This is a genomic window from Lachnoclostridium sp. An76 (assembly GCF_002161355.1).
Taxonomy (GTDB): Bacteria; Bacillota; Clostridia; order Lachnospirales; family Lachnospiraceae; genus Mediterraneibacter; species Mediterraneibacter caccavium.
Genome location: NZ_NFHL01000004.1, coordinates 149616 through 171844, shown reverse-complemented (window position 1 = coordinate 171844; position 22229 = coordinate 149616). Strand labels below are relative to the sequence as shown.

Sequence of the window (22229 nt, the reverse complement as noted above, 5' to 3'; positions counted from 1 at the left end):
AGCCACATTCATAACTTTTCGGGAGTTTACAGCATCTCATATATCTCCGGGAATACTTCCACGCTCCGCTTCAGGATCCCTTTCATAAACGCGATGGCGATCCCGTAATTTGTCATAGGCACTCCCTGGTCTTCCGCGCATTTCAGCCGGTACTTCATTTCCCGCTCGTTCAGCATGCACCCGCCGCAGTGGATGATCATCTTATACTTTGTCAGTTCATCCGGGAATTCCGTGCCTGACGTTGTCTCAATACGGATCTCTTTTCCCGTGTATTCCCGGATCCAGCGCGGCAGCTTCACTGTCCCGATATCATCGCACTGCCTGTGGTGGGTGCACCCTTCGCTGATCAGGATCACATCTCCGTCCTCCACTGTATCCAGCGCGGTCACGCCTTTCACCACTGATGCCAGGTCTCCCTTGTATCTTGCAAAAAGGATGGAGAAGGAGGTGAGCAGGATATCGTCCGGCGTATCCGCCGCCACTTTTTCAAATGCCTGGCTGTCCGTGATCACCAGCTTCGGCTTTTCCCGGAACCGCCCCAGTACATTTTTCAGTTCCGTCTCTTTCACCACGACGGACACTGCGTCTGCCTCCAGTATATCCCGGATCGTCTGCTGCTGCGGGAGGATCAGCCTGCCCTTGGGAGCGGCTTTGTCGATCGGCACGACCAGCACCGCCATGTCCGAAGGATCTAAAAGATCCCTTACAATATATCTCTCCGGCTCTTCCATCCTCGCCGCCGAGGCGATCAGTTCCTTCAGTTCAGGGATCCCCTCGCCTGTGGCTGCGCTCACGCAGATTACCCTCCCGGTATCCTCCACAGAGCCTTCGCTGCCGCTTACCCCTCGTTTCACGCTTTTCCCGCATTTTCCGTTTTCCTCATTTTTCCCGCCACCGACTGCCTTCTCACGGCTCAGCTGCTCCACGGTCTTTTTCAGGGCAGCTTCTTCCGCTGCTTCCTTTTTATTTACCGCGATGACATATGGGATCTTCTTCTCCCTGATCCGTTCCAGAAGCGCCATATCTTCCGGCGCAGCTCCGACTGTCCCGTCTATGACGAGCACTGCCGCGTCCGTCTTGTTGAGCACCTGATAGCTCTTCCTTACCCGGAGCGTTCCAAGCTCTCCCTCATCGTCGATCCCCGGCGTGTCCATCATCACAACCGGCCCCAGCGGCAGGAGCTCCATTGATTTATAGACCGGATCCGTGGTCGTCCCTCGCACATCCGAGACCACCGCGATATCCTGTCCTGTGACCGCGTTCATTACGCTTGATTTTCCTGCATTTCTCCTGCCGAAAAAACCGATGTGCACCCGCTCTGATGACGGTGTCTGATTCATACTCATGATCCATCCCTCCATTAAAATCAAATCATCTGTCTGCAAATGAAAGGCAGGGGGCAAGATTCCTCCTGCCCCCTTGCAAAATGGTTTTCTGATACATGACCCCAGGGATCTTTGTCCCGGATCACTCTTATTTTACCACAAGTCTGTGGAAATTTTTCTTTCCTTTTTTCAGGATCACGCCTTCTCCCGCGAATACATCCTTTGCAAACACCGCTTTGATGTCCGTTACTTTCTCTCCGTCCACGGCAGTGCCTCCCTGCTGCACCGCGCGTCTTGCCTCTGACTTTGACGGGACAAGTCCGCTGCGCACGAGCATGGTAAGGATATCGATCTGCCCCTCTTCAAAATCCCCGTCCGTAAGCTCCGTCGTCGGCATCTCCGCCGCATTACCCGTGCTGAACAGGGCGCGTGCGCTCTCCTGTGCTTTCTTCGCCTCTTCTTCGCCGTGTACCAGCTTGGTCAGCTCGTATGCGAGGATCTCTTTTGCAGTATTGAGCTGGGCGCCTTCCCAGGAATCCATCTTGTCGATCTCTTCGAGCGGCAGGAAGGTCAGCATGCGGATACATTTCAGCACGTCCGCATCCGCCACATTCCTCCAGTACTGATAGAACTCAAACGGCGACGTCTTATTCGGGTCCAGCCAGACCGCGCCGGACTGTGTCTTGCCCATCTTCTTGCCTTCTGAGTTGAGCAGAAGGGTGATGGTCATAGCCCCCGCGTCTTTCCCGAGTTTGCGGCGGATCAGCTCTGTACCCGCCAGCATGTTGCTCCACTGGTCATCCCCTCCGAACTGGAGATTGCAGCCGTATTTCTGGAATAGTGCATAGAAGTCATACGCCTGCATGATCATGTAGTTAAACTCAAGGAAGCTTAAGCCCTTTTCCATTCTCTGCTTGTAGCACTCTGCCGTAAGCATCCTGTTCACAGAGAAATGCGGTCCCACTTCACGCAGGAGCTCCACGTAATTCAGGTCCAGCAGCCAGTCCGCATTGTTGACCATAAGCGCCTTGCCATCAGAAAAATCGATAAACTTGCTCATCTGTGCCTTAAAACAGTCGCAGTTGTGGCAGATCTGCTCCGGGGTCATCATGCTGCGCATATCCGTGCGCCCGGACGGATCGCCGATATAGCCTGTCCCCCCGCCGATCAGGGCGATCGGTTTGTTCCCAGCCTCCTGGAGACGCTTCATCAGGCACAGCGCCATGAAGTGCCCTACATGGAGGCTGTCAGCCGTCGGGTCAAAACCGATATAAAACACAGCCTTCCCGTTATTCACCAACTCGCGGATGCCTTCCTCGTCCGTCACCTGGGCGATCAGCCCTCTTGCCTGCAGTTCTTCATAGATTCCCATCTTTCTTCTCCTTTTCCATCTCAGCCTTTGGGATTAAAAAACCGCCCTTACTGCTCTCGCAATAAGGACGGATCTTTCCCGTGGTACCACCTTAATTCACCGGACTGCCGATATCCGGGGATATCCTGCTGCCGGTCTCGTCTGGCGCTGTAACGTGCGCCGCTCCGCCGCAGCCTACACATGCATCTTCGGATCTTTTCGGATCAGATTCAGCACTTTCGGTGCGAAGCTCCGGGATGTATTCACTGACACCGCATCACGCGCCTCTCATCACCCGGCAGCTTTCTGTCTTCACGGCCATCTGCTACTTCTTCCCTTCACAGCCTGTATCATATGAGGCAATCTTAGCCTATCGTCTCCTGTTTGTCAAGCGCTTTTTCGCGGCACCCCCCGCTGCCGCAGCCAATCCTGCCGCAGCCAATACAAGAGCAGTCATCTGCGGGAGAAAGCCTGCACCGTCTCCGGTCTTCGGTGTGCTGCCGTCTGCTGCCGGTTTATCTGTCCCTGCATCAGGTCTATCCTCCCCTGCATCCGGCGTATCTGACCCTGCACCCGGCTTATCTTCCCCTGTACCCGGTTTATCTTCTCCTGTACCGGGCTTATCGTTATCTCCGCTGTCCGGTCCGGACGGTCCTGTTTGATCCGCGATCTGACGCGCCAGGTCATTTGTAGCCTCCAGCGCACGTGCCGTCTCGCTGTGTGCCAGCATCCTCTGGTCTTCATTTGCCGGGACTGCTGCTCCCGCATATGTGGTCTTAGCCGGCCTCTGGAGATTTTCTACTATTGCGCTGTAAGCTTCTTTCTGCTCCTCTGTCACCTTATCAGAAGCGAGGAGATATTTCGCCTTGCACGCGTCGCGTACGCCCTGCTTGAACATCTCGTAGCGCGGGGTGCTGTACACAGTGCTCTCCGCGGTATCTTCTGTGCCTCTCTCCACCGGATATATAAACCATCCGTCTCCCGGCTCCCAGTAGCGGTATGTGGCATCTCCGAACATATCATACAGATAGTTATCCCATGCCCATCTCATAAACCCGTCTGTTCCGAGTGTCAGGGCGTTCCATGCTGTCCAGTAGTTATCTCCCGGGTCACTGATCATGAAGTTGCCCGGATAATTGCCTGTACATGTATAGTATATTGTCTTTAATCCGAGTTCCCTGCGCTCTGCCGACACTTCGTTCATCAGTTCCACATCGCCTGCATTGTCCAGATTGATGGAAATGTCATCCACTCTCTTTAAGAACTCTCTCTCATGCAGGGATTCCGCATTCATAGCGGAGGAAATCTTAAAGCTCTCCCCCTCCTCATTTGTCACGGATTCGATCACGCTGACCGCCGGTTTGAGCAGGTCGAGCCCGCGCTCATCCATGGAAATGTATGTAATGTCAAACCATCCCATCTCCTCGGAATGTTTCATGAAATCTGTAAGGAATATCGTCCATATCTCCCTGAACGCATCTGTTCCCGGGGTAAAGACTTCTTTCTTTTCAGTGCCTGACGCCTCGTCATAGTAAGCGATCTGGTTATTCCACGGCACGATACTGTAGCATTTGATCTGTCCCTCTCCGTTTGCCGGATCCAGGATCCCCATCTCGATCTGGAAGTTGATCCACTTGTCATACCAGTCATAATCAAACTCCCATGTCCCATCGGATTTCTTTGTCCACTGGACCATGGACGGGTCTCCGTAGAAGGACTGGTGGTTCCAAGCCTCCTCCACGATGTTCGCGACGACATCGCGGCCGCCCAGCTCTTTATACTCCTGCATGGAGTCTTCCATCAGGGCAAAATGCTCTTCTGTAAAGTAGAAATCATCCGCACTTTCATTGCAGATCCCGCCTCCCGGTGAGATCTCATCGCCAAGGCCGAGATAATAGTTCGCCACTGAGAACGGATGCTGCCAGATCTGCACTTCATACCCGACATCCTGCGCCGTCGGCTGTACCAGGTTAATGACCTCTACTGTATATGTCAGCTCAAACGCCTGATCCAGTTCATCCGCTGTCACACTGATCATTCCGGTGTATGTGCCTGCCGCGGTATCCTCCGGGACAGCGATCTGCACCCATGCGAACTGCACGTCATTTGCCTCGATATCTTTTGCTCCGCCTTTATAAATGATATCCGGGTACTGCTTTCTTTCGCCCGCAGCATTTCTTCCTTCCTTCGCAGTGACTTCTTTCAGCCATTTGATATCAACATTGTCTTTGGAGAGCGTCTTTCCGTCCTCTGTCTTAAGGTCAGACGCCGTCACCTGCACGTTGTGCACGTCCTTATTTGCTGCAACCACGATCTTGGAGTTGAGCTCATCCGCCTTCCAAGCGGTCCCGGTGAATGTGCTTCCGCTGCCGCCTTTGAGCGAATCATAATCCTCTCCCATATCCAGGAGCTTCTCATCTCCCACATATGCGTTCATCACTGCCAGCGCAGGATCCACTGTGATCTCTGCTGACGCGGATGCTGTCTCATCGACCGCTGACTTTACAGTCACTGTCACAGTTGTTTTCTCTGTGATATCTTCTGAAGCTGTGAGCAGTCCATCCTCCACAGATACCATATCGGGATCGCTGCTCTCCCAGACCAGCTCGTCTGACGCATTCCACGGTGTGAGCGCTGCTGTCAGCTGCACTGTGCCTCCCGGGATCAAAAGCGCCTCTGTCTGATCCAGCGTGATCGATTCCGGAGCAAGCTCATCGTGGTATACACGGATCTTGTCCAACTGGAGAGCCGCTGTATCCCCGCTCTGCTTTACGACTTTTAATGTATGCTCCGTATTCTCGAGATCCGTTATCTCAAACATTTTCTGCTGATGCACCGCGCTGCCGGACTCAAGCTTTGCCTCCCCTGATCCGACATTCACATCATCAATAAACACGTCAAAGTTTGCGTGTGCAGGGTTTTTGCTTGCCCAGATCTCAATCCCGGTCCCTGTAAATGTCATTGTATAGTAATCTGTGTCTGCGCCATTGTCACTGTAGTGGTCCGTTCCGTCAAAAAAGAGGTTCGGATACCCGGATTCCGCATGCCAGCGTCCTGAAGGCTCATACTGGATCTTAAATGCCTCGCCGGACGTTGTCACAACACTGTCGTCCACATCCGTGTATCCCGGGAACTCCGGTTCTTCCGGCTCTTCCGCCGTATCCCCGCCATATACTTTCGCATACGCGAGATTCATGCCGAGCACATTTGAAGCAGACGCATTTGCCTTGTCAAGGATCGTCACTCTCGCCGTATGGCTTCCCGCCTCCAGCTCGATGCCCGCATCCTCAGTCGAATAAAGCAGGGCGTTATTATCCGTGCTCACTGCTGCATACGCGTCGCACTCAACAACCGCTCCCCCATCGATCTGCACGGAAAACATCCTGTGGTTAGGAGCCTTCTTCCCGTATATCTCGAGTTTTGTGCCTTCAAACTCGATCTCAGCCCAGGCTCCCACTGTATTTGACCAGTGTTCGCTCGCCGCGGCATCCGCCCCGGCCGCGCTGTCCCAGCCTCCGTCGTTCGCATTTTTCCCTGCGGAGTATGTAAACTCCGTGTCATCGATGACAACCGCTTCATCAGCAGCACGCACGGCCGATGCCATCACCGGCGCCGCAGTCATCACCGTGCATACGGACAAAAGTCCTGCCAGCGCACATTTTCCCAATTTCGTAAGCATTTGTTTTCCTCCTGGTATAAGACATATTCCAATTTATTTAGCATATAGCATTTATTCTTTTTTAGGAATCGACTATTTTACAATGCTTATACTTTCTTCATATTATTTTTCGCTTCTCTCACCTTTTCCGCATCTGTCTGCCAGATTTCAAATTCACTGAAACCGGGGATTCCCATCGGCACGCCTTCCCGCCGGAATCCCATCCGGCTGTCCACGACCTTTTTCCCAGACATATGGAAGGATCTCACTCCGGTATACTCCGCCAGTTTCCCGATCACTCCCGGTCCGATCCCTGCACCTGCCAGTATATCCAGGCGTCCTCCGGCCCGGTCTGCAAGCTGCCTGAGCAGTTCCCTTCCCTCCCAGGCAGAACTCTTCTGCCCGCTCGTAAGGATGGTATCGATCCCAAGGGAAACACACTGCTCCAACGCCTCAATAGGATCCCTGCATACATCAAATGCCCGGTGCATGGTAACGCCGATCCCGCCGGCAGCCTGCACCAACTCTTCCATCTGCTCCATGTTCAGCGTCCCGTCCGGCTTCAGGATACCGATGACCACACCGTCGGCCCCCAGATCGCGGAACATTTCCACCTCGTCCCTGAGTACCCTGAATTCATATCCATCATAACAAAAATCGCCGAAACGCGGGCGCAGCAGCACCCTCACCTTTATATCCGTATTCCGCTTAACCTCGCGGAACAAAGCCGGTGACGGAGAAAGCCCGCCGATGACCAGCCCCGAACAAAGTTCGATCCTGTCCGCACCGCCCTCCTGGGCAGCGATCGCAGACTGGACACTGTCTGCACAGACTTCAAGTAAATAAGACATAGCTACTCCTTTCAGAATATTCTGACGATATCAGCAAAAGGGGTCAGACCCCTCTTAAGAGGGGTCTGACCCCTTTTGCCGCCATTTTCAGACTACTCGCCAAATTATCTCGGAATCTTAGACAACGCTGCGCTGTCACCAACAATTACAACATCATTGTGCAGCTGGAGGATCGACGCCGGCACCTCCGGCGTTACCGGGCCGAAGAATGCTTTTGCCACGATATCTGCTTTTGCCTCCCCGTTTACGATGAGAAGGATCTTCTTTGCTTTCATGATCGTTCCAATCCCCATTGTATACGCCTGTCTCGGCACATCATCCGCAGAAGCGAAGAATCTCTTATTCGCCTCGATGGTACTCTCTGTCAGGTCTACGCAGTGTGTGGTCTGCGCAAAGGAGCTGTCCGGCTCGTTGAACCCGATATGCCCGTTGTGTCCCAGTCCCAGAAGCTGGATATCCACACCGCCCATGGATGCGATCAGCTCTTCATATCTTGCGCACTCCTTGTCCGCATCCGGCTCTGTGCCGTCCGGCACATTGGTATTCTCCGGTTTGATATTCACACGGTCAAACAGATGCTCATGCATGAAATAATAGTAACTCTGGTCATTGTCGCGTGTCAGCCCTCTGTACTCGTCCAGATTGACTGTCTTCACCTCCGAAAAATCAAGATCTCCTTTTTCGTACCATTCTACAAGCTGATCATATGTCCCGATCGGCGTGGAACCCGTAGCCAGCCCAAGCACACAATCCGGCTTCAGGATCACCTGCGCGGAAAGGATATTTGCCGCTTTCCTGCTCATTTCCTGGTAGTCTTTTGCTTCATAGATCTTCATATTCTCTTCCTCCTCAAATCATATATTCGCCGCGGAAGGCACTCAGGACAGATAAAAAAACCAGATTTCCGAAGCATAAAGTCAGACCTTATTACTTGAAAATCTGGTTTTGTCTTCCCTCGTAACATCCCAGTGATATTATTAAAATTATAGTATCAATCCATTGGATAAATGTCAAGAAGAACAGCACTTCCCCTGATCATTTCCCTTGTTGTTGCAGCCCCCGTCCTGCGCAGTATCCTCATACTCTATCCCCACCAGCGTCAGCCCCTGCGGCGGGGCCGTCACCCCTGCCTTCGTCCGGTCCTTCTCCGCCAGCATCCGCTCTACATCTCCCGGTTCAAAATATCCCCTCCCCACGCCTGCCAGCGTACCCGCGATGATGCGGACCATATTGTAAAGGAATCCGTTCCCCCGGACCCGGATCGTAAAGAGCTCCCTCTCCCGGTCCACATCCAGGCTGTAGATCGTCCTCACAGTATCCTCCACTGTCGTCTGCGCGCTGCAGAAGCTCTTAAAATCATGGGTGCCCTTCAGATACTCCGCCGCCCGGGTTTTCAACAGTTGAATCATCAATAAATTCTTACAAACCGCAGAAATGCGGTATTTTTTTGTCAAATTTTATCTTTTTATATGTTGCATGTGTTGCATGTTTATGGTATAATGGTCTTGAGGTGATAATGATTGAAGCTCTATTTTGATAAACGCCTGAAAGACCCTACCTATTATGGTCAGCAGGGATTTCGCAACGGGAAAAAAGTTACATCTAAAAATATAATCAAGTTCGGCAAACATTCTGAACTCCTGAAAATCACGGACGACCCGGAGGCTTATGTCCGCGAGGAGATACGAAAGTGGAATGAAGAATACCGGTCCGGAAAAGTGGAATATACTTTGTCCGCTGATTTCAATCAACGTGTTCCTCATACAAACGACCCTGCTTCTTCCTCTACCTGGCTGAACATTGGATACTTTTTCCTCCAGGAACTTATGAAAGGTCTCCGGCTCAGAGATTTCTTCCATCAGAAAACGAAAGACCGGAAGATTACTTTCGATTGTTACACGATATCCCGTTTCCTTACCTATGCAAGGATCCTCGACCCGCTTTCAAAACATGCCACATGGCATAAGCTTGACACCTACTATGAACAGCCGGATTTTGATTACCAGCACATCCTGCGTTTTATGGATTTACTGGAAGAAAACCATGACGATTACCTGGCATGGCTGTTCAGGCAGAGTAATACGATCGTAAAAAGAGATACTTCTGTCCTTTACTATGACTGTTCCAACTTCTATTTTGAATCAGAGCAGCCGGATGAAGACGTCGTAGATGAAGTCACGGGAGAAATCATGAAGGGAATGCGTCAGTACGGTTTCAGCAAAGAGCATCGGCCTAACCCGATCGTAGAGATGGGGCTGTTTATGGATTCGCGGGGCATCCCTATCACCATGTGTCTCCACCCCGGCAACACCAGTGAACAGCTTACCGCTATCCCACTGGAAAAAGAAGTGATGAAAATGCTGCCGGATGCAAAATTTATCTACTGCGCAGATGCCGGTCTCGGTTCTTACAACATCCGAAAATTTAACAGTATGGGCGGCAGGACGTTCATTGTCACGCAATCGATCAAAAAAATGAGCGGTGTTTTAAAACAATCCGTTTTCAACGACTACGATTACCGGCTTCTTTCCAATGACAAACCTGTCACGATCGCTGGAATGAAAAGCTTTGACCGATTTGAAGAGGAAAACCTGAAATTATATAACGATTTTGCTTATAAAGTGGTAGATGCCGATAAGGTACTGGATCTCGGCCTCTACGAAGATGTGACGTTAAAGAACGGACGCACTATGAAACGGAAAGCGAAGGGTGTCCTTAAACAGCGCATTATCATTACTTTTTCCCGAAAGGTGATGGAATATCAGAGATCTGTCCGCAGCAGGCAGATTGAGCGGGCAAAGAAGTTATTAGAGTTAAAAGATCCTGAAGAGATCAAAAAAGGTCCGAACGATGTAAAACGTTTCTTAAAAAGAACAGCGAAAACAAAATCGGGGGAAACAGCAGTCGTGGAATATATCCTGGATCAGGATAAGATTGCCGAAGAAGAAAAATATGATGGTTACTATGCCGTAGCGACCAATCTGCAGGATCACGCAAAAGATATCCTCGCAGTATCCAATAAGAGATACCAGATAGAAGAATGCTTTCGGATCATGAAAACCAACTTTGACGGCCGTCCGGTCAACCATAGGCTTCAGGAACGTATTAAGGCACATTTTCTGATCTGTTATACCGCACTTCTGGTCTATCGCCTGCTGGAAGCCCGGCTAGATGATCAGGGAACACATGTAACAGCCAGCAATCTCATAACCACCTTAAAGAATATGAACGTCGCTAATGTCCACGATATTGAATACATGGCGCTTTATAACGGAAGCAAAGCCCTTGACGCATTAACCAGATTGACTATGCTACCACTGGACAGACTTCACTACAGACCAAAAGAATTAAACAGTATGATAAAAAAATTTTTACAATAGCATTCACATACAACATCTTTCTCTGTCAGTTTGAGCCGGAAACCCTTAAGTTTAAAGGGTCTCCGGCTCTTCTAATTCGTTAAAGTGTCGAAAACGGGAAATTATAGTATCAATCCATTGGATAAATGTCAAGAAGAACAGCACTTCCCCTGATCATTTCCCTTGTTGTTGCAGCCCCCGTCCTGCGCAGTATCCTCATACTCTATCCCCACCAGCGTCAGCCCCTGCGGCGGGGCCGTCACCCCTGCCTTCGTCCGGTCCTTCTCCGCCAGCATCCGCTCTACATCTCCCGGTTCAAAATATCCCCTCCCCACGCCTGCCAGCGTACCCGCGATGATGCGGACCATATTGTAAAGGAATCCGTTCCCCCGGACCCGGATCGTAAAGAGCTCCCTCTCCCGGTCCACATCCAGGCTGTAGATCGTCCTCACAGTATCCTCCACTGTCGTCTGCGCGCTGCAGAAGCTCTTAAAATCATGGGTGCCCTTCAGATACTCCGCCGCCCGGCGCATCCGGTCCAGATCCAGCGGGAACGACACGAAATAAGTATCCCTGCGCCTCACCGGGTCCGGAAACTCCCGGTTCAGGATCCGGTACTCATAAGTCTTCACGGACACGCATTTCCTCGGGTGCCATCCCGCCGGGACCTCCTCGGACCGCACCACCACCACATCTTCCGGGAGCAGCGCATTTACCGCATATGCGATCCTCTCCGCCGGTATCCTGGTATCCGTATCAAACACAGCCACATTTCCCTGTGCATGGACGCCCGCGTCCGTACGGCTCGCCCCGACCACAGTGATCTTCTCCCCGGTCAGCCGGGACAGCGCCCGGTTGAGCACCTCTTCCACTGTCACGCCGTTTTTCTGGATCTGCCATCCGCAGTAATCCGTTCCGTCATAGGCAACTGTCAGTTTGATCCTCTTCATGTTCCCCTTCCTGATACCCTTTTTGATATCCTTCATAACACCCTCCGTTTTCTCTGTGTATTTTCCTCTGTGTATAAAACATGAGATGCGATAGCTCCGCACATCCGGACCACGCATCTCAGACAACGCTCTGACTGTTCATCAGAATATCCATAATTTAAAATCTACAAATCTTCCTGCCGCAAAAACCGCAGCCACATAAACCACTGTGATAATATAGGCCATTCTGTCCCGTGTCTTATATTTCAGCGGCTTCATCTTCGTGCGCCCCTCTCCGCCGTGGTAGCACCTCGCCTCCATGGCCATCGCCAGGTCATTCGCCCGGCGGAACGCGGAGACAAACAGCGGCACGAGGATTGGGATCATCGCCTTTGCCCTCTGGATGATATTCCCGCTCTCAAAATCCGCGCCCCTCGCCATCTGCGCCTTCATGATCTTGTCCGTCTCCTCCAGGAGGATCGGGATGAAACGCAGGGCAATGGACATCATCATCGCCACCTCATGCACCGGGACATTTACTTTATTCAGCGGGTGGAGAAGTTTTTCCATCCCGTCCGTCAGCCCGTTGGGCGAAGTCGTAAACGTCATGATCGAGGAACCTGCCACCAGGTACATCAGCCTCACAGCCATAAAAACCGAAGTCCTCAGCCCGTTTTCCGTGATCGTGAAGATCCAGAAATGCACCAGCTTTTCCCCTCCCTGCGTGAGGAACAGGTTCATCACTACAGTGAACAGCAAAAGGATCACTATGGGCTTTAAGCCTTTTACTATGTATTTGAGCGGTACTTTCGACAGCTTTATGACCCCCCCGAGGAATACCGTCGCGATCACATATCCGAGCAGGCTGCTCTGGACGAATAAAGACACAAGAAAAAGAAGGGTGCATACGATCTTCACCCTTGGGTCCAGTCTGTGTATCCTGCTCTCTGCCGGGTAATACTGCCCGATCGTGATATCTCTTATCATGATAAGCTCCTCATTATCTCATCCGCCGCCTCTTCGATCGTCGTGGCATCCGGTGAGAGGTCAAATCCCCTCTCCTTTAAATCATGCATCACATAAGTCACCTGCGGCGCCGCAAGCCCTACCTTCTCCAGTTCTTTATAGTGGCGGAACACTTCCCGAGGCGTGCCGTCCAGCATCTTCTCCCCCCGGTTCATCACAATGATACGCTCCACATATCTCGCCACATCTTCCATACTGTGGGACACAAGGATGACAGTCATCCCGGTCTCCTTATGGAGCCTCTCCACCTGATCCAGGATCTCGTCCCTTCCCTTCGGATCCAGCCCTGCCGTCGGCTCATCCAGCACGAGCACCTTCGGGCGCATGGCCAGGACTCCTGCGATCGCCACGCGGCGCTTCTGCCCGCCGGACAGTTCAAAGGGCGACTGCCTGTAATACTTCTCCGGAAAACCACCCAGCTCCAGCGCCTCTTTTGCCCGCTCTTCGCATTCTTCCTGGGACAGTCCCTGGTTCTTCGGCCCGAAACAAACATCGCTCAGCACATCCACCTCAAAGAGCTGATGCTCCGGGTACTGGAAGACAAGACCGACCTGGCTGCGCAGCCAGCGCATGTCAAAACCCTCTTCGTAAATATCCTTCCCTTCGTACAGGATCCTGCCCGAAGTCGCCCTGGTCAGCCCGTTCAGGTGCTGGATCAGCGTGGACTTCCCGGATCCGGTGTGCCCGATGATGCCCACGAACTGTCCCTGGGGAATCTCAAGGCACACATCCTTGAGCGCCTGTTTCTCATAGGCTGTCCCCGGGCTGTATACATAATTGATATGTTCTAACGCAATCGACATAATGCCTCCACCAATTCTTCTCTCCTCAGGATGCCCCTCGGGATATCCAGTCCCCGTCTCCGCAGTTCCTCTGCCAGCATCGTCACCTGGGGCACATCCATCCGGTACGACTTCAGCTCTTCCACCCTGCTGAAGATCTCCCGGGGCGTGCCGTGCATGACGATATGCCCGCCGTCCATGACGAACACCTGGTCCGCGTCAATGACTTCTTCCATATAATGTGTGATCAGGATCACTGTGACCTTCTTCTCTTTCCTCAGCTTCTCCACCGCGCGGATGACCTCTTTCCTTCCGTTGGGGTCCAGCATCGCCGTGGGCTCGTCCAGCACGATGCACTTCGGCTCCATGGCGATCACTCCCGCGATAGCCACGCGCTGTTTCTGCCCGCCGGAGAGTTTGTTCGGGGACGCCTTGCGGTACTCGATCATTCCCACAGAGCGCAGGCTGTCCTCCACCCGCTTCCAGATCTCATCCGTGGGCACACCCAGATTTTCCGGGCCGAATCCCACGTCCTCTTCCACCACAGTGCCGATGATCTGATTGTCCGGATTCTGAAAGACCATGCCCGCGGTCTGGCGCACATTCCACAGTTCAGCCGGATCTTTCGTATCCCGGCCGTCCACCCACATTGTCCCGCCCGTGGGCACGAGGATGGCGTTCATATGCTTTGCCAGCGTAGACTTCCCGGAGCCGTTATGGCCCAGCACGGCGACAAAGGATCCCTGTGGGATGTCTATGTCCACGCCGTCGATGGCGCGGTTCGTCCCGATCACATTGCCTTCCTCGTCCCGCTTGTCATATTCATAGATCAGTTTCTCTGCATGGATCATTTCCATCGGCTTCCTGCCCTCCAATAAATATCTGCGGCTGCCGGCATATCCGTTCTTATCATCCGGCAGCCGGATTTCCGGCTCATATGGTCTTTATTTTACGGCATGAAAGTGTATTTTGCAAGTCCCGCTATCTCTTAAATCCCTCCCCGTATACCTCGCTGATCTCCGTAAACATGAAAAACGCTTTCTCATCCGCTTCCTGCACTGCTTCTTTTACCAGATATGCCTCAGCTTTGGAGCAGGCGCACAGGAGGACCTCCCTGTCTTTCCCCGTATAAGCGCCGACCGCCCTCAGGGACGTAACGCCCCGCGCCGCCCGCTCCCCGATCCGTTCCGCCACCGCTTTTCCATTCCCGGTAATGATGACAGCCAGCGTTCCCGCGCCCACGCCATAGAGGATCTTGTCAATGACCACCGTTGATACGAATGTGGCGAGCACACCGTACAGCACAGCATCCACATCCCCGAACACGGGCCAACCGAGCAGGATCACCGCCAGGTCGATCAGCATGGTGATCACCCCGATCGTCATGTGCGGCTTCTTTTTCTTGATCGCAAATGCCAGGAAATCAATGCCGCCCGATGATGAACCGCGTATATAAAACAAAGCCATTCCCGCCCCGAGGAATGCTCCCGAACACACTGACGCGATCAGTCGGTCGCCGCTGTACATGGGAAAGAGCGGGAACACCAGATCCAGAAATAAGGACGAGATCACCATCGTTACCGCGCTTTTGACCAACAGCCGTTTCCCTACTGCACGGTAACTGATGATGACCAGCGGGATATTGAGCAGGAGCGTCACCGTTCCCACAGGCAGTCCCCACAGATAGTCCATGATCAGTGCCAGCCCGGATACTCCGCCTGGGGCGAATCCCGCATTTCCCGCAAAAGTATAAATACCGGCAGCATACAGGATGCTGCCGGCGATATTGTAGAGGAAGTCCCACAGGAGTTTCCCCGTTTTTGTTTCTTCTCTTCTTTTCATTCTGCTGCTCCTGATGTTTAATATAGTCAGGATATGCAGTTTTTTCTAAAGTATCCGCGTTTCACATGAGCGGATAAAGAGCCCGGCTCTCCGCATACTGGACGATCGTCGAGAGAGACGTGCTGCGGGAAAGCATCCCCGCCACTTCAAGGCTGAACTGCGCAAACATAGGTCATCACTTCCTTTACACTTGCAATATCTATTGTTGTTTATTTCTCCAACAGAAATTTCAGGGCATTCAGATGTATGATCCCCTCTCTTGAAAAATCCATCTTATCCATGGATATCACATATTTCGGATAATTATCCGGTATACTTGCATATGCTCCGAATTCCCGGTCGATCACCTTCTGGTCATACAGATAATATGTCACCTGATAATATTCTTTCTTTCCGTTTTTAAGCGCCACAAAATCCACTTCGCCGCCCGGGAGCTTTCCGACATACACCTCATAGCCTCTGGAGAGCAGCTCGTTATAGACGACATTTTCCAGAAGCGCTCCCATTTCCAGCTTATACCCGCTGTTATGGATCCTCCCAAGCCCTAGATCCGTAAGATAGTACTTATCCAGCGTAGTAAGGATCTTCCTGCCTCTGATATCATACCGCCGCGCTTTCGACACGATCAGGGACGTCTGGATGTGATCCAGATAATTGTACAGCGTCTGCGTACTTACATCTCTGTCCACACTCTTGAAATATTTCAGTATCCCCTGAGAGGAAAAAGTCTGCGAAGGATTTGCCATCAGATACTCCATAATGCGGTTCAGAAGATCGACATCCCGGGCGCCAGCCCGCTGTACAATATCCCGCAGTACAACCGAGTTATACAGATCCTGCAGAAATGTACGGACCTCGCTCTCCCCATGCATGGAAAACCGCTGCGGCATACCGCCCCAGTTCATATATTCTGTAAGATCATTTTCATCCGGCGTCTTAATTTTTCTCATCTCACATGCTTCCTGAAAAGAGAATGGCATTACCCTGAATGTAATATATCTCCCGGAAAGAACAGTAGCCAGCTCCCCTGACAAAAGTTTACTGTTGGAACCCGTCATAAAAATACTTACATCCCATGTCGCCCGGAAAGAATTGATCGACCTTTCAAATTCTGAGACCATCTGGATCTCATCAAAAAAGAGGTAATATTTTTCCTCATTCTGCCTTTTATCGCAAATATACTCATATAGCTGCTGTGCATTTGTAATCGAGGAATATTGAAAATCTTCGAAATTCATATAAATAATCTGTTCCTTTTTCACACCTGCCTGCAGCAGCTCATCCATGATCTGATGCAAGAGCACAGATTTTCCGGAACGCCTTAAACCGATCAGCACCTTGATCAATTCATTCTCGTAAAATGGCCGGATCCTTTTTAATATATTTTCACGCTTGATCATAAAAACACCTCGTTTACCCTATTATCCCCTCCTTTATTTTAGAATAAACGCATTAAAAAGTAAAGTTATTTTGATATATCAAAATAACTTTACTTTTTAATGTTCATGTTTTGATTTAAGAAAATTCTATAATAATCTTTATAGAATAATACATATGTCAGCTTCCGATAATATGTTGCCGAATAAGCCAAAAGTACTAATTCATCTGGCGGAAATACATTAACATAACTAAAATGATCAGACCAAGCAATGACAGTATCCTGCACAAAAAAACATATACCGATGAAGGCTCATCCTTTTTCCCATCCAACGCCCTCCAAAATCCAGGATCTGTTATTCCATCAATTCTAAGAATGAACTTTTCTTAATAATAGTTCTGAAATGCAACCAAGTCAACCTTCTATTTTCACACTTGTGCGCAGTTCGATTCCGCGCTTTGCGCTCCATCACGCTCGCGGGCTGGCGCCCTATGACGAAATAAAAGAAGAGCCACAGGAAAATGCAAGCACTTTCGAATGATTTACTCCGCCGTGCGTAGCTCGATTCCGCTTCGCTACATCTCGCTCGCGGGCTGGCGCCCTATGCTAAAATAGAAGAAAAGCCCAGGGAAAATGCAAGCACTTTCCCTGGGCTTTTCTTCTATTTTAGCGCACGGCTTGTAGCCTTACGCGTAATTACTCGATGATGGAAGCAACTGTTCCTGATCCTACTGTACGTCCACCCTCACGGATAGCGAATCTCAGACCTTCTTCCATAGCTACCGGATGGATCAGTTCAACTGTCATTGTAACGTGATCTCCAGGCATGCACATCTCTGTGCCTTCCGGAAGCTCGCAAACGCCTGTAACGTCTGTTGTTCTGAAGTAGAACTGCGGACGGTAGTTGTTGAAGAACGGTGTATGACGTCCACCCTCATCCTTTGTCAGAACGTATACCTGGCATGTGAATTTTGTATGGCATGTAACTGTGCCCGGTTTGATCAGACACTGTCCTCTTTCGATCTCTGTTCTCTGGATACCACGAAGAAGAGCACCGATGTTATCACCAGCCTGAGCCTCGTCAAGAAGCTTACGGAACATCTCGATACCTGTTACGACTGTCTTCTTAACATCCTCGTGGATACCGATGATCTCAACTTCGTCAGATACGTGAAGTGTACCACGCTCTACTCTACCTGTAGCAACTGTACCACGTCCTGTGATGGAGAATACATCCTCTACCGGCATCAGGAACGGCTTATCTGTGTCACGCTCCGGAGTCGGGATCCACTCGTCAACAGCATCCATGAGCTCCATGATCTTGTCGCCCCACTCGCTGTCCGGATCCTCAAGAGCCTTCAGAGCAGAACCCTGGATAACCGGTGTGTCATCTCCCGGGAACTCATACTCGTTGAGTACTTCACGGATCTCCATCTCTACGAGCTCAAGCAGCTCTTCGTCGTCTACCATATCGCATTTGTTCATGAATACTACGATGTACGGTACGTTAACCTGGCGGGACAGAAGGATGTGCTCCTTTGTCTGAGCCATAACACCGTCAGTAGCAGCAACTACGAGGATAGCGCCGTCCATCTGAGCTGCGCCTGTGATCATGTTCTTAACGTAGTCAGCATGTCCCGGGCAGTCAACGTGTGCGTAGTGACGCTTCTCTGTCTCGTACTCAACGTGTGCTGTGGAGATCGTGATTCCACGCTCTCTCTCTTCCGGAGCCTTATCGATGTTGTCGAAAGCAACCTCTGCGTTACCGGATACTCTGTGAGAAAGCACCTTTGTAATAGCAGCTGTCAGAGTTGTTTTACCATGGTCAACGTGGCCGATGGTACCAATATTACAATGCGGTTTTGTTCTTTCAAATTTAGCTTTTGCCATTTTGAATGTCCTCCTTAAAATTACCACCCGTTTTCGGGCCCTTAATTGGTTTCGATTTTACTCGGCTAAGACTGATTATATTTCAATCTTAGCCGATTTTCAAGCCTTTTTCTGCGATTTACGCATTTTTATTGGATAACACTTTTTCCTGTACAGACTTCGGTACCTGCTCGTATTTCTCGAAGAACATTGAGTAGTTACCGCGTCCCTGTGTTCTGGAACGGAGGTCTGTGGAATATCCGAACATCTCGGAAAGCGGAACGAACGCGCGTACGATCTTTCCGCCGCCAAGGTCGTCCATACCCTCGATGCGTCCGCGGCGTGAGTTCAGGTCGCCGATGATATCGCCCATGTATTCCTCTGGCATTGTTACCTCAACCTTCATGATCGGCTCAAGGAGCACCGGAGCGCCCTGCTTCATAGCATCCTTGAACGCAAGGGAACCTGCGATGTGGAATGCCATTTCTGAAGAGTCGACCTCATGGTAGGATCCATCGTAGCAGTTTGCGTGAACACCTACTACCGGGAATCCTCCGAGGATACCGGACTTCATAGCGTCCTGGATACCTTCGTCTACGGCCGGGATGTATTCCTTCGGGATAGATCCGCCGACAACAGTAGACTCGAAGGAGTATGTCTCCTCACCGTTTGCATCCATTGGCTCAAATTTAACTTTACAGTGTCCGTACTGACCACGTCCACCGGACTGTTTTGCGTACTTGCTGTCGATATCTGTGGATTTTGTGATCGTCTCTTTGTAAGCAACCTGAGGCGCACCTACGTTAGCCTCAACCTTGAACTCACGGAGAAGACGGTCAACGATGATCTCCAGGTGGAGCTCACCCATTCCGGCGATGATCGTCTGTCCTGTCTCAGGATCAGTATGAGCGCGGAATGTCGGGTCCTCCTCAGCAAGTTTCGCGAGGGACTCACCAAGTTTGCCCTGGGAAGCCTTTGTCTTCGGCTCGATCGCGAGCTCGATAACCGGATCCGGGAATTCCATGGACTCAAGGATTACCGGATTACGCTCGTCACAGATCGTATCTCCTGTTGTGGAGATCTTAAATCCGATCGCAGCAGCGATATCTCCTGAGTAAACCTTATCCAACTCTTCACGCTTGTTGGCATGCATCTGAAGGATACGTCCAACACGCTCTTTCTTATTTTTAGTTGCATTCAGTACATAGGAACCGGAGTTCATTGTACCAGAGTAAACCCTGAAGTAAGCAAGCTTACCTACGAACGGGTCTGTCATGATCTTGAATACGAGAGCGGAGAACGGCTCGTCATCGGAAGAATGTCTCTCCACTTCGTTGCCGTCTTCGTCAACACCCTTGATAGCCGGGATGTCTGTCGGAGCAGGCATGAACTCAAGGATCGCATCCAGAAGCTTCTGGACACCTTTGTTTCTGTATGCGGAACCGCAGCATACCGGAACGGCTGTACACTCGCATGTAGCCTTTCTCAGTGCGGCTTTCAGCGCATCTACGGACGGCTCCTCGCCCTCCAGGTATTCCATCATCAGGTCGTCATCCAGCTCGCAGATCTTCTCGATCAGCTCTGTGTGATACAGTTCTGCTTCATCCTGCATTTCTTCCGGGATGTCGCATACGGTGATGTCATCACCCTTCTCATCATTGTAGATGTAAGCCTGCATCTCGAACAGGTCGATGATTCCCTTGAATTCGTCTTCTTTTCCGATCGGAAGCTGAAGACAGATCGCGTTTTTGCCGAGTCTGGTCTTGATCTGATCCACTGCATTGTAGAAATCAGCTCCAAGGATGTCCATCTTGTTGATGAATGCCATTCTCGGTACGTTGTATGTGTCTGCCTGACGCCATACGTTCTCTGACTGAGGCTCAACGCCGCCCTTTGCACAGAAAACACCTACAGCGCCGTCCAGTACACGGAGTGAACGCTCAACCTCTACGGTGAAGTCAACGTGTCCCGGGGTATCGATGATGTTGATACGATGCTCCAGTGCACCCGGCTTCGGTTTTGTCTTTTCTTCCAAAGTCCAGTGACATGTCGTAGCGGCTGAAGTGATCGTGATACCTCTCTCCTGCTCCTGCTCCATCCAGTCCATGGTAGCAGTACCTTCGTGAGTATCACCGATCTTGTAGTTAACACCGGTATAGTAGAGAATACGCTCTGTCAGCGTTGTCTTACCCGCATCGATATGCGCCATGATACCGATATTTCTGGTTCTCTCTAATGGATATTCTCTTCCAGCCAAGGTTTTTTCCTCCTATTAGAATCGATAGTGAGCAAACGCCTTGTTTGCCTCTGCCATCTTGTGCATGTCTTCTTTTCTCTTCACAGCGCCGCCTGTGTTGTTCGCTGCGTCGAGGATCTCATTAGCCAGCCTTTCTTCCATTGTCTTCTCGCCTCTCTGACGGGAGTACATTGTCAGCCAGCGAAGAGCGAGCGCCTGGCGTCTGTCAGCACGAACCTCGATCGGTACCTGGTATGTTGCACCGCCGATACGTCTTGCCTTAACTTCCAGAACCGGCATCATGTTGTTCATAGCTTCCTCGAACACCTCGATCGCCGGCTTCTCAGCCTTTGCCTCAACTCTCTCAAATGCGCCGTATACAATCTTCTGTGCTACGCCTTTCTTACCATCCAGCATGATGTTGTTGATAAGTTTGGTAACAACTTTATTGTTGTATATCGGATCCGCTAATACATCTCTTTTCTGAGTATGTCCTTTACGTGGCACGGTCCTTCCCTCCTTAATCATATTTTCCGGTCTTGCCGGGATTAATTCATCGGTACTCACATGTGTCTCTCTATGGAATCGCATAGCATGTGCTCGCGGCCGCGGGACTTTATATATCTAAGATGTTCGGCTTACTAGGCTCGAAAGGACCTCGCCAAGTTCCGCCGAACTAAGCTCGCACTAGGCTCGAAAAGACCTCGCCAAGTGCTCTGCTTAACCGCAACCTACGATAATCATAGTTCTGTTTGTGATACGATTTAACACTATAGTTACTTTGCGCTAAAGTAGTTCTTCTTACCAGGCTCGCATGAGGATACTCTCTGCTACGCTCCGAGTATCTGCTTTCTCACCAGGCTCGATAACACCTTGCCAAGTGTTCAAAGCATCGCCAAGTTCCGAAGAACAGTATTCACACTAAATTCGTTCTTCGCGTACGCTTGAACTCATTAAGTGTTCATTACTTCTTAGCGTCTTTCGGTCTCTTCGCGCCGTATTTGGAGCGAGCCTGACGTCTCTTTGCAACACCTGCTGTATCCAGTGTACCACGGATGATGTGGTATCTTGTACCAGGCAGGTCCTTAACTCTTCCTCCACGGATCATAACAACGCTATGCTCCTGAAGGTTGTGTCCCTCGCCCGGGATGTAGCTTGTTACTTCGATTCCGTTAGAAAGACGAACTCTGGCGATCTTTCTCAGAGCTGAGTTCGGCTTCTTCGGTGTAGCAGTCTTAACAGCTGTACACACACCTCTCTTCTGCGGTGCGGATACGTTTGTCGCACGTTTCTTCAGGGAGTTGTATCCTTTCTGAAGTGCCGGTGCAGTAGACTTTTTCTCAGAAGTCTGACGTCCTTTTCTAACTAACTGGTTAAATGTTGGCATTCCTTTTCACCTCCTATGGATTATTCGTTACCTCACGGCTCATGCCGCGGGCGGCTGCGGATAATCTTGTCATTATCCATTTGAGCGCACAAAAAGAGCGATGCCTCTTTTGTGCACGCTAGACTAGTTTATTACGTTTAAATTGGAAAGTCAAGGGATTTTACAGGAATTTATTACATCATTTTCCCCGGTCCATCATTTTTCCCAAAAAAATTGATCCAAAGCTGCACGCTGCG

At 50.8% G+C, this 22229-nt stretch carries 17 protein-coding genes; 1 reads left to right on the top strand and 16 read right to left on the bottom strand.

Translation table 11 applies throughout. The annotated features are described in order from the left end of the window. Nucleotides 1-26: 26 nt before the first annotated feature. The 6 genes from hydF to B5G27_RS09265 all read right to left on the bottom strand — a co-directional run bounded on the left by hydF (nucleotide 27) and on the right by B5G27_RS09265 (nucleotide 8594). Nucleotides 27-1346, bottom strand: a complete 1320-nt coding sequence (gene hydF / locus B5G27_RS09290; protein ID WP_087178627.1) for a [FeFe] hydrogenase H-cluster maturation GTPase HydF — start codon at nucleotides 1344-1346, stop codon at nucleotides 27-29. Nucleotides 1347-1473: 127 nt separating this feature from the next. Continuing rightward, entirely contained in the window at nucleotides 1474-2697 is a 1224-nt protein-coding gene (tyrS, locus tag B5G27_RS09285) for a tyrosine--tRNA ligase (RefSeq protein ID WP_087178626.1), read from the bottom strand. A gap of 349 nt (nucleotides 2698-3046) precedes the next feature. Then, a complete protein-coding gene (locus tag B5G27_RS09280; RefSeq protein WP_087178625.1) occupies nucleotides 3047-6355 on the bottom strand; it encodes a glycoside hydrolase domain-containing protein in 3309 nt (1102 codons plus the stop codon). Nucleotides 6356-6441: 86 nt separating this feature from the next. Then, nucleotides 6442-7185 (bottom strand): copper homeostasis protein CutC, encoded by a 744-nt coding sequence (locus B5G27_RS09275; protein WP_087178624.1) that lies wholly within the window; start codon nucleotides 7183-7185, stop codon nucleotides 6442-6444. A 104-nt stretch (nucleotides 7186-7289) separates the two neighbouring features. Continuing rightward, entirely contained in the window at nucleotides 7290-8021 is a 732-nt protein-coding gene (gene nagB, locus B5G27_RS09270) for a glucosamine-6-phosphate deaminase (RefSeq protein ID WP_087178623.1), read from the bottom strand. Nucleotides 8022-8195: 174 nt separating this feature from the next. Then, nucleotides 8196-8594 (bottom strand): tRNA pseudouridine synthase A, encoded by a 399-nt coding sequence (locus tag B5G27_RS09265; protein ID WP_087178622.1) that lies wholly within the window; start codon nucleotides 8592-8594, stop codon nucleotides 8196-8198. Between the two features lie 111 nt (nucleotides 8595-8705). On the opposite strand from B5G27_RS09265, the gene B5G27_RS09260 reads away from it, so the two are divergent. Beyond that, the gene (locus tag B5G27_RS09260) at nucleotides 8706-10565 is read left to right on the top strand and encodes an IS1634 family transposase (protein ID WP_087178621.1); all 1860 of its coding nucleotides are present in this window, start codon (nucleotides 8706-8708) and stop codon (nucleotides 10563-10565) included. A gap of 128 nt (nucleotides 10566-10693) precedes the next feature. Here B5G27_RS09260 and truA read toward each other — a convergent pair whose 3' ends face one another. The 10 genes from truA to rpsL form a co-directional block, all read right to left on the bottom strand. Continuing rightward, a complete protein-coding gene (gene truA / locus B5G27_RS09255) occupies nucleotides 10694-11494 on the bottom strand; it encodes a tRNA pseudouridine(38-40) synthase TruA (RefSeq protein WP_087178730.1) in 801 nt (266 codons plus the stop codon). 141 nt (nucleotides 11495-11635) lie between these two features. Next, nucleotides 11636-12460, bottom strand: a complete 825-nt coding sequence (locus tag B5G27_RS09250) for an energy-coupling factor transporter transmembrane component T family protein (RefSeq protein ID WP_087178620.1) — start codon at nucleotides 12458-12460, stop codon at nucleotides 11636-11638. Then, nucleotides 12457-13302 (bottom strand): energy-coupling factor transporter ATPase, encoded by an 846-nt coding sequence (locus tag B5G27_RS09245; RefSeq protein WP_087178619.1) that lies wholly within the window; start codon nucleotides 13300-13302, stop codon nucleotides 12457-12459. Before B5G27_RS09245 ends, B5G27_RS09250 begins: the two co-directional genes overlap by 4 nt. Next, entirely contained in the window at nucleotides 13287-14138 is an 852-nt protein-coding gene (locus B5G27_RS09240; protein ID WP_087178618.1) for an energy-coupling factor transporter ATPase, read from the bottom strand. The genes B5G27_RS09245 and B5G27_RS09240 overlap by 16 nt, the downstream gene beginning before the upstream one ends. Nucleotides 14139-14262: 124 nt before the next feature. After that, the gene (locus tag B5G27_RS09235) at nucleotides 14263-15123 is read right to left on the bottom strand and encodes a YitT family protein (protein WP_087178617.1); all 861 of its coding nucleotides are present in this window, start codon (nucleotides 15121-15123) and stop codon (nucleotides 14263-14265) included. Nucleotides 15124-15332: 209 nt separating this feature from the next. Beyond that, nucleotides 15333-16523, bottom strand: coding sequence for an ATP-binding protein (locus B5G27_RS09230; RefSeq protein WP_087178616.1), 1191 nt, complete (start codon nucleotides 16521-16523; stop codon nucleotides 15333-15335). A gap of 674 nt (nucleotides 16524-17197) precedes the next feature. Beyond that, the gene (gene tuf, locus B5G27_RS09225) at nucleotides 17198-18391 is read right to left on the bottom strand and encodes an elongation factor Tu (RefSeq protein WP_087178615.1); all 1194 of its coding nucleotides are present in this window, start codon (nucleotides 18389-18391) and stop codon (nucleotides 17198-17200) included. Nucleotides 18392-18509: 118 nt separating this feature from the next. Continuing rightward, complete coding sequence (gene fusA / locus B5G27_RS09220) at nucleotides 18510-20627, bottom strand: elongation factor G (RefSeq protein ID WP_087178614.1); 2118 nt, start codon at nucleotides 20625-20627, stop codon at nucleotides 18510-18512. A gap of 15 nt (nucleotides 20628-20642) precedes the next feature. Then, on the bottom strand, nucleotides 20643-21113 hold the full coding sequence (gene rpsG, locus B5G27_RS09215) for a 30S ribosomal protein S7 (protein WP_009243127.1): 471 nt from the start codon (nucleotides 21111-21113) through the stop codon (nucleotides 20643-20645). A gap of 457 nt (nucleotides 21114-21570) precedes the next feature. After that, nucleotides 21571-21993 (bottom strand): 30S ribosomal protein S12, encoded by a 423-nt coding sequence (gene rpsL / locus B5G27_RS09210; RefSeq protein ID WP_005608989.1) that lies wholly within the window; start codon nucleotides 21991-21993, stop codon nucleotides 21571-21573. Nucleotides 21994-22229 lie beyond the last annotated feature (236 nt).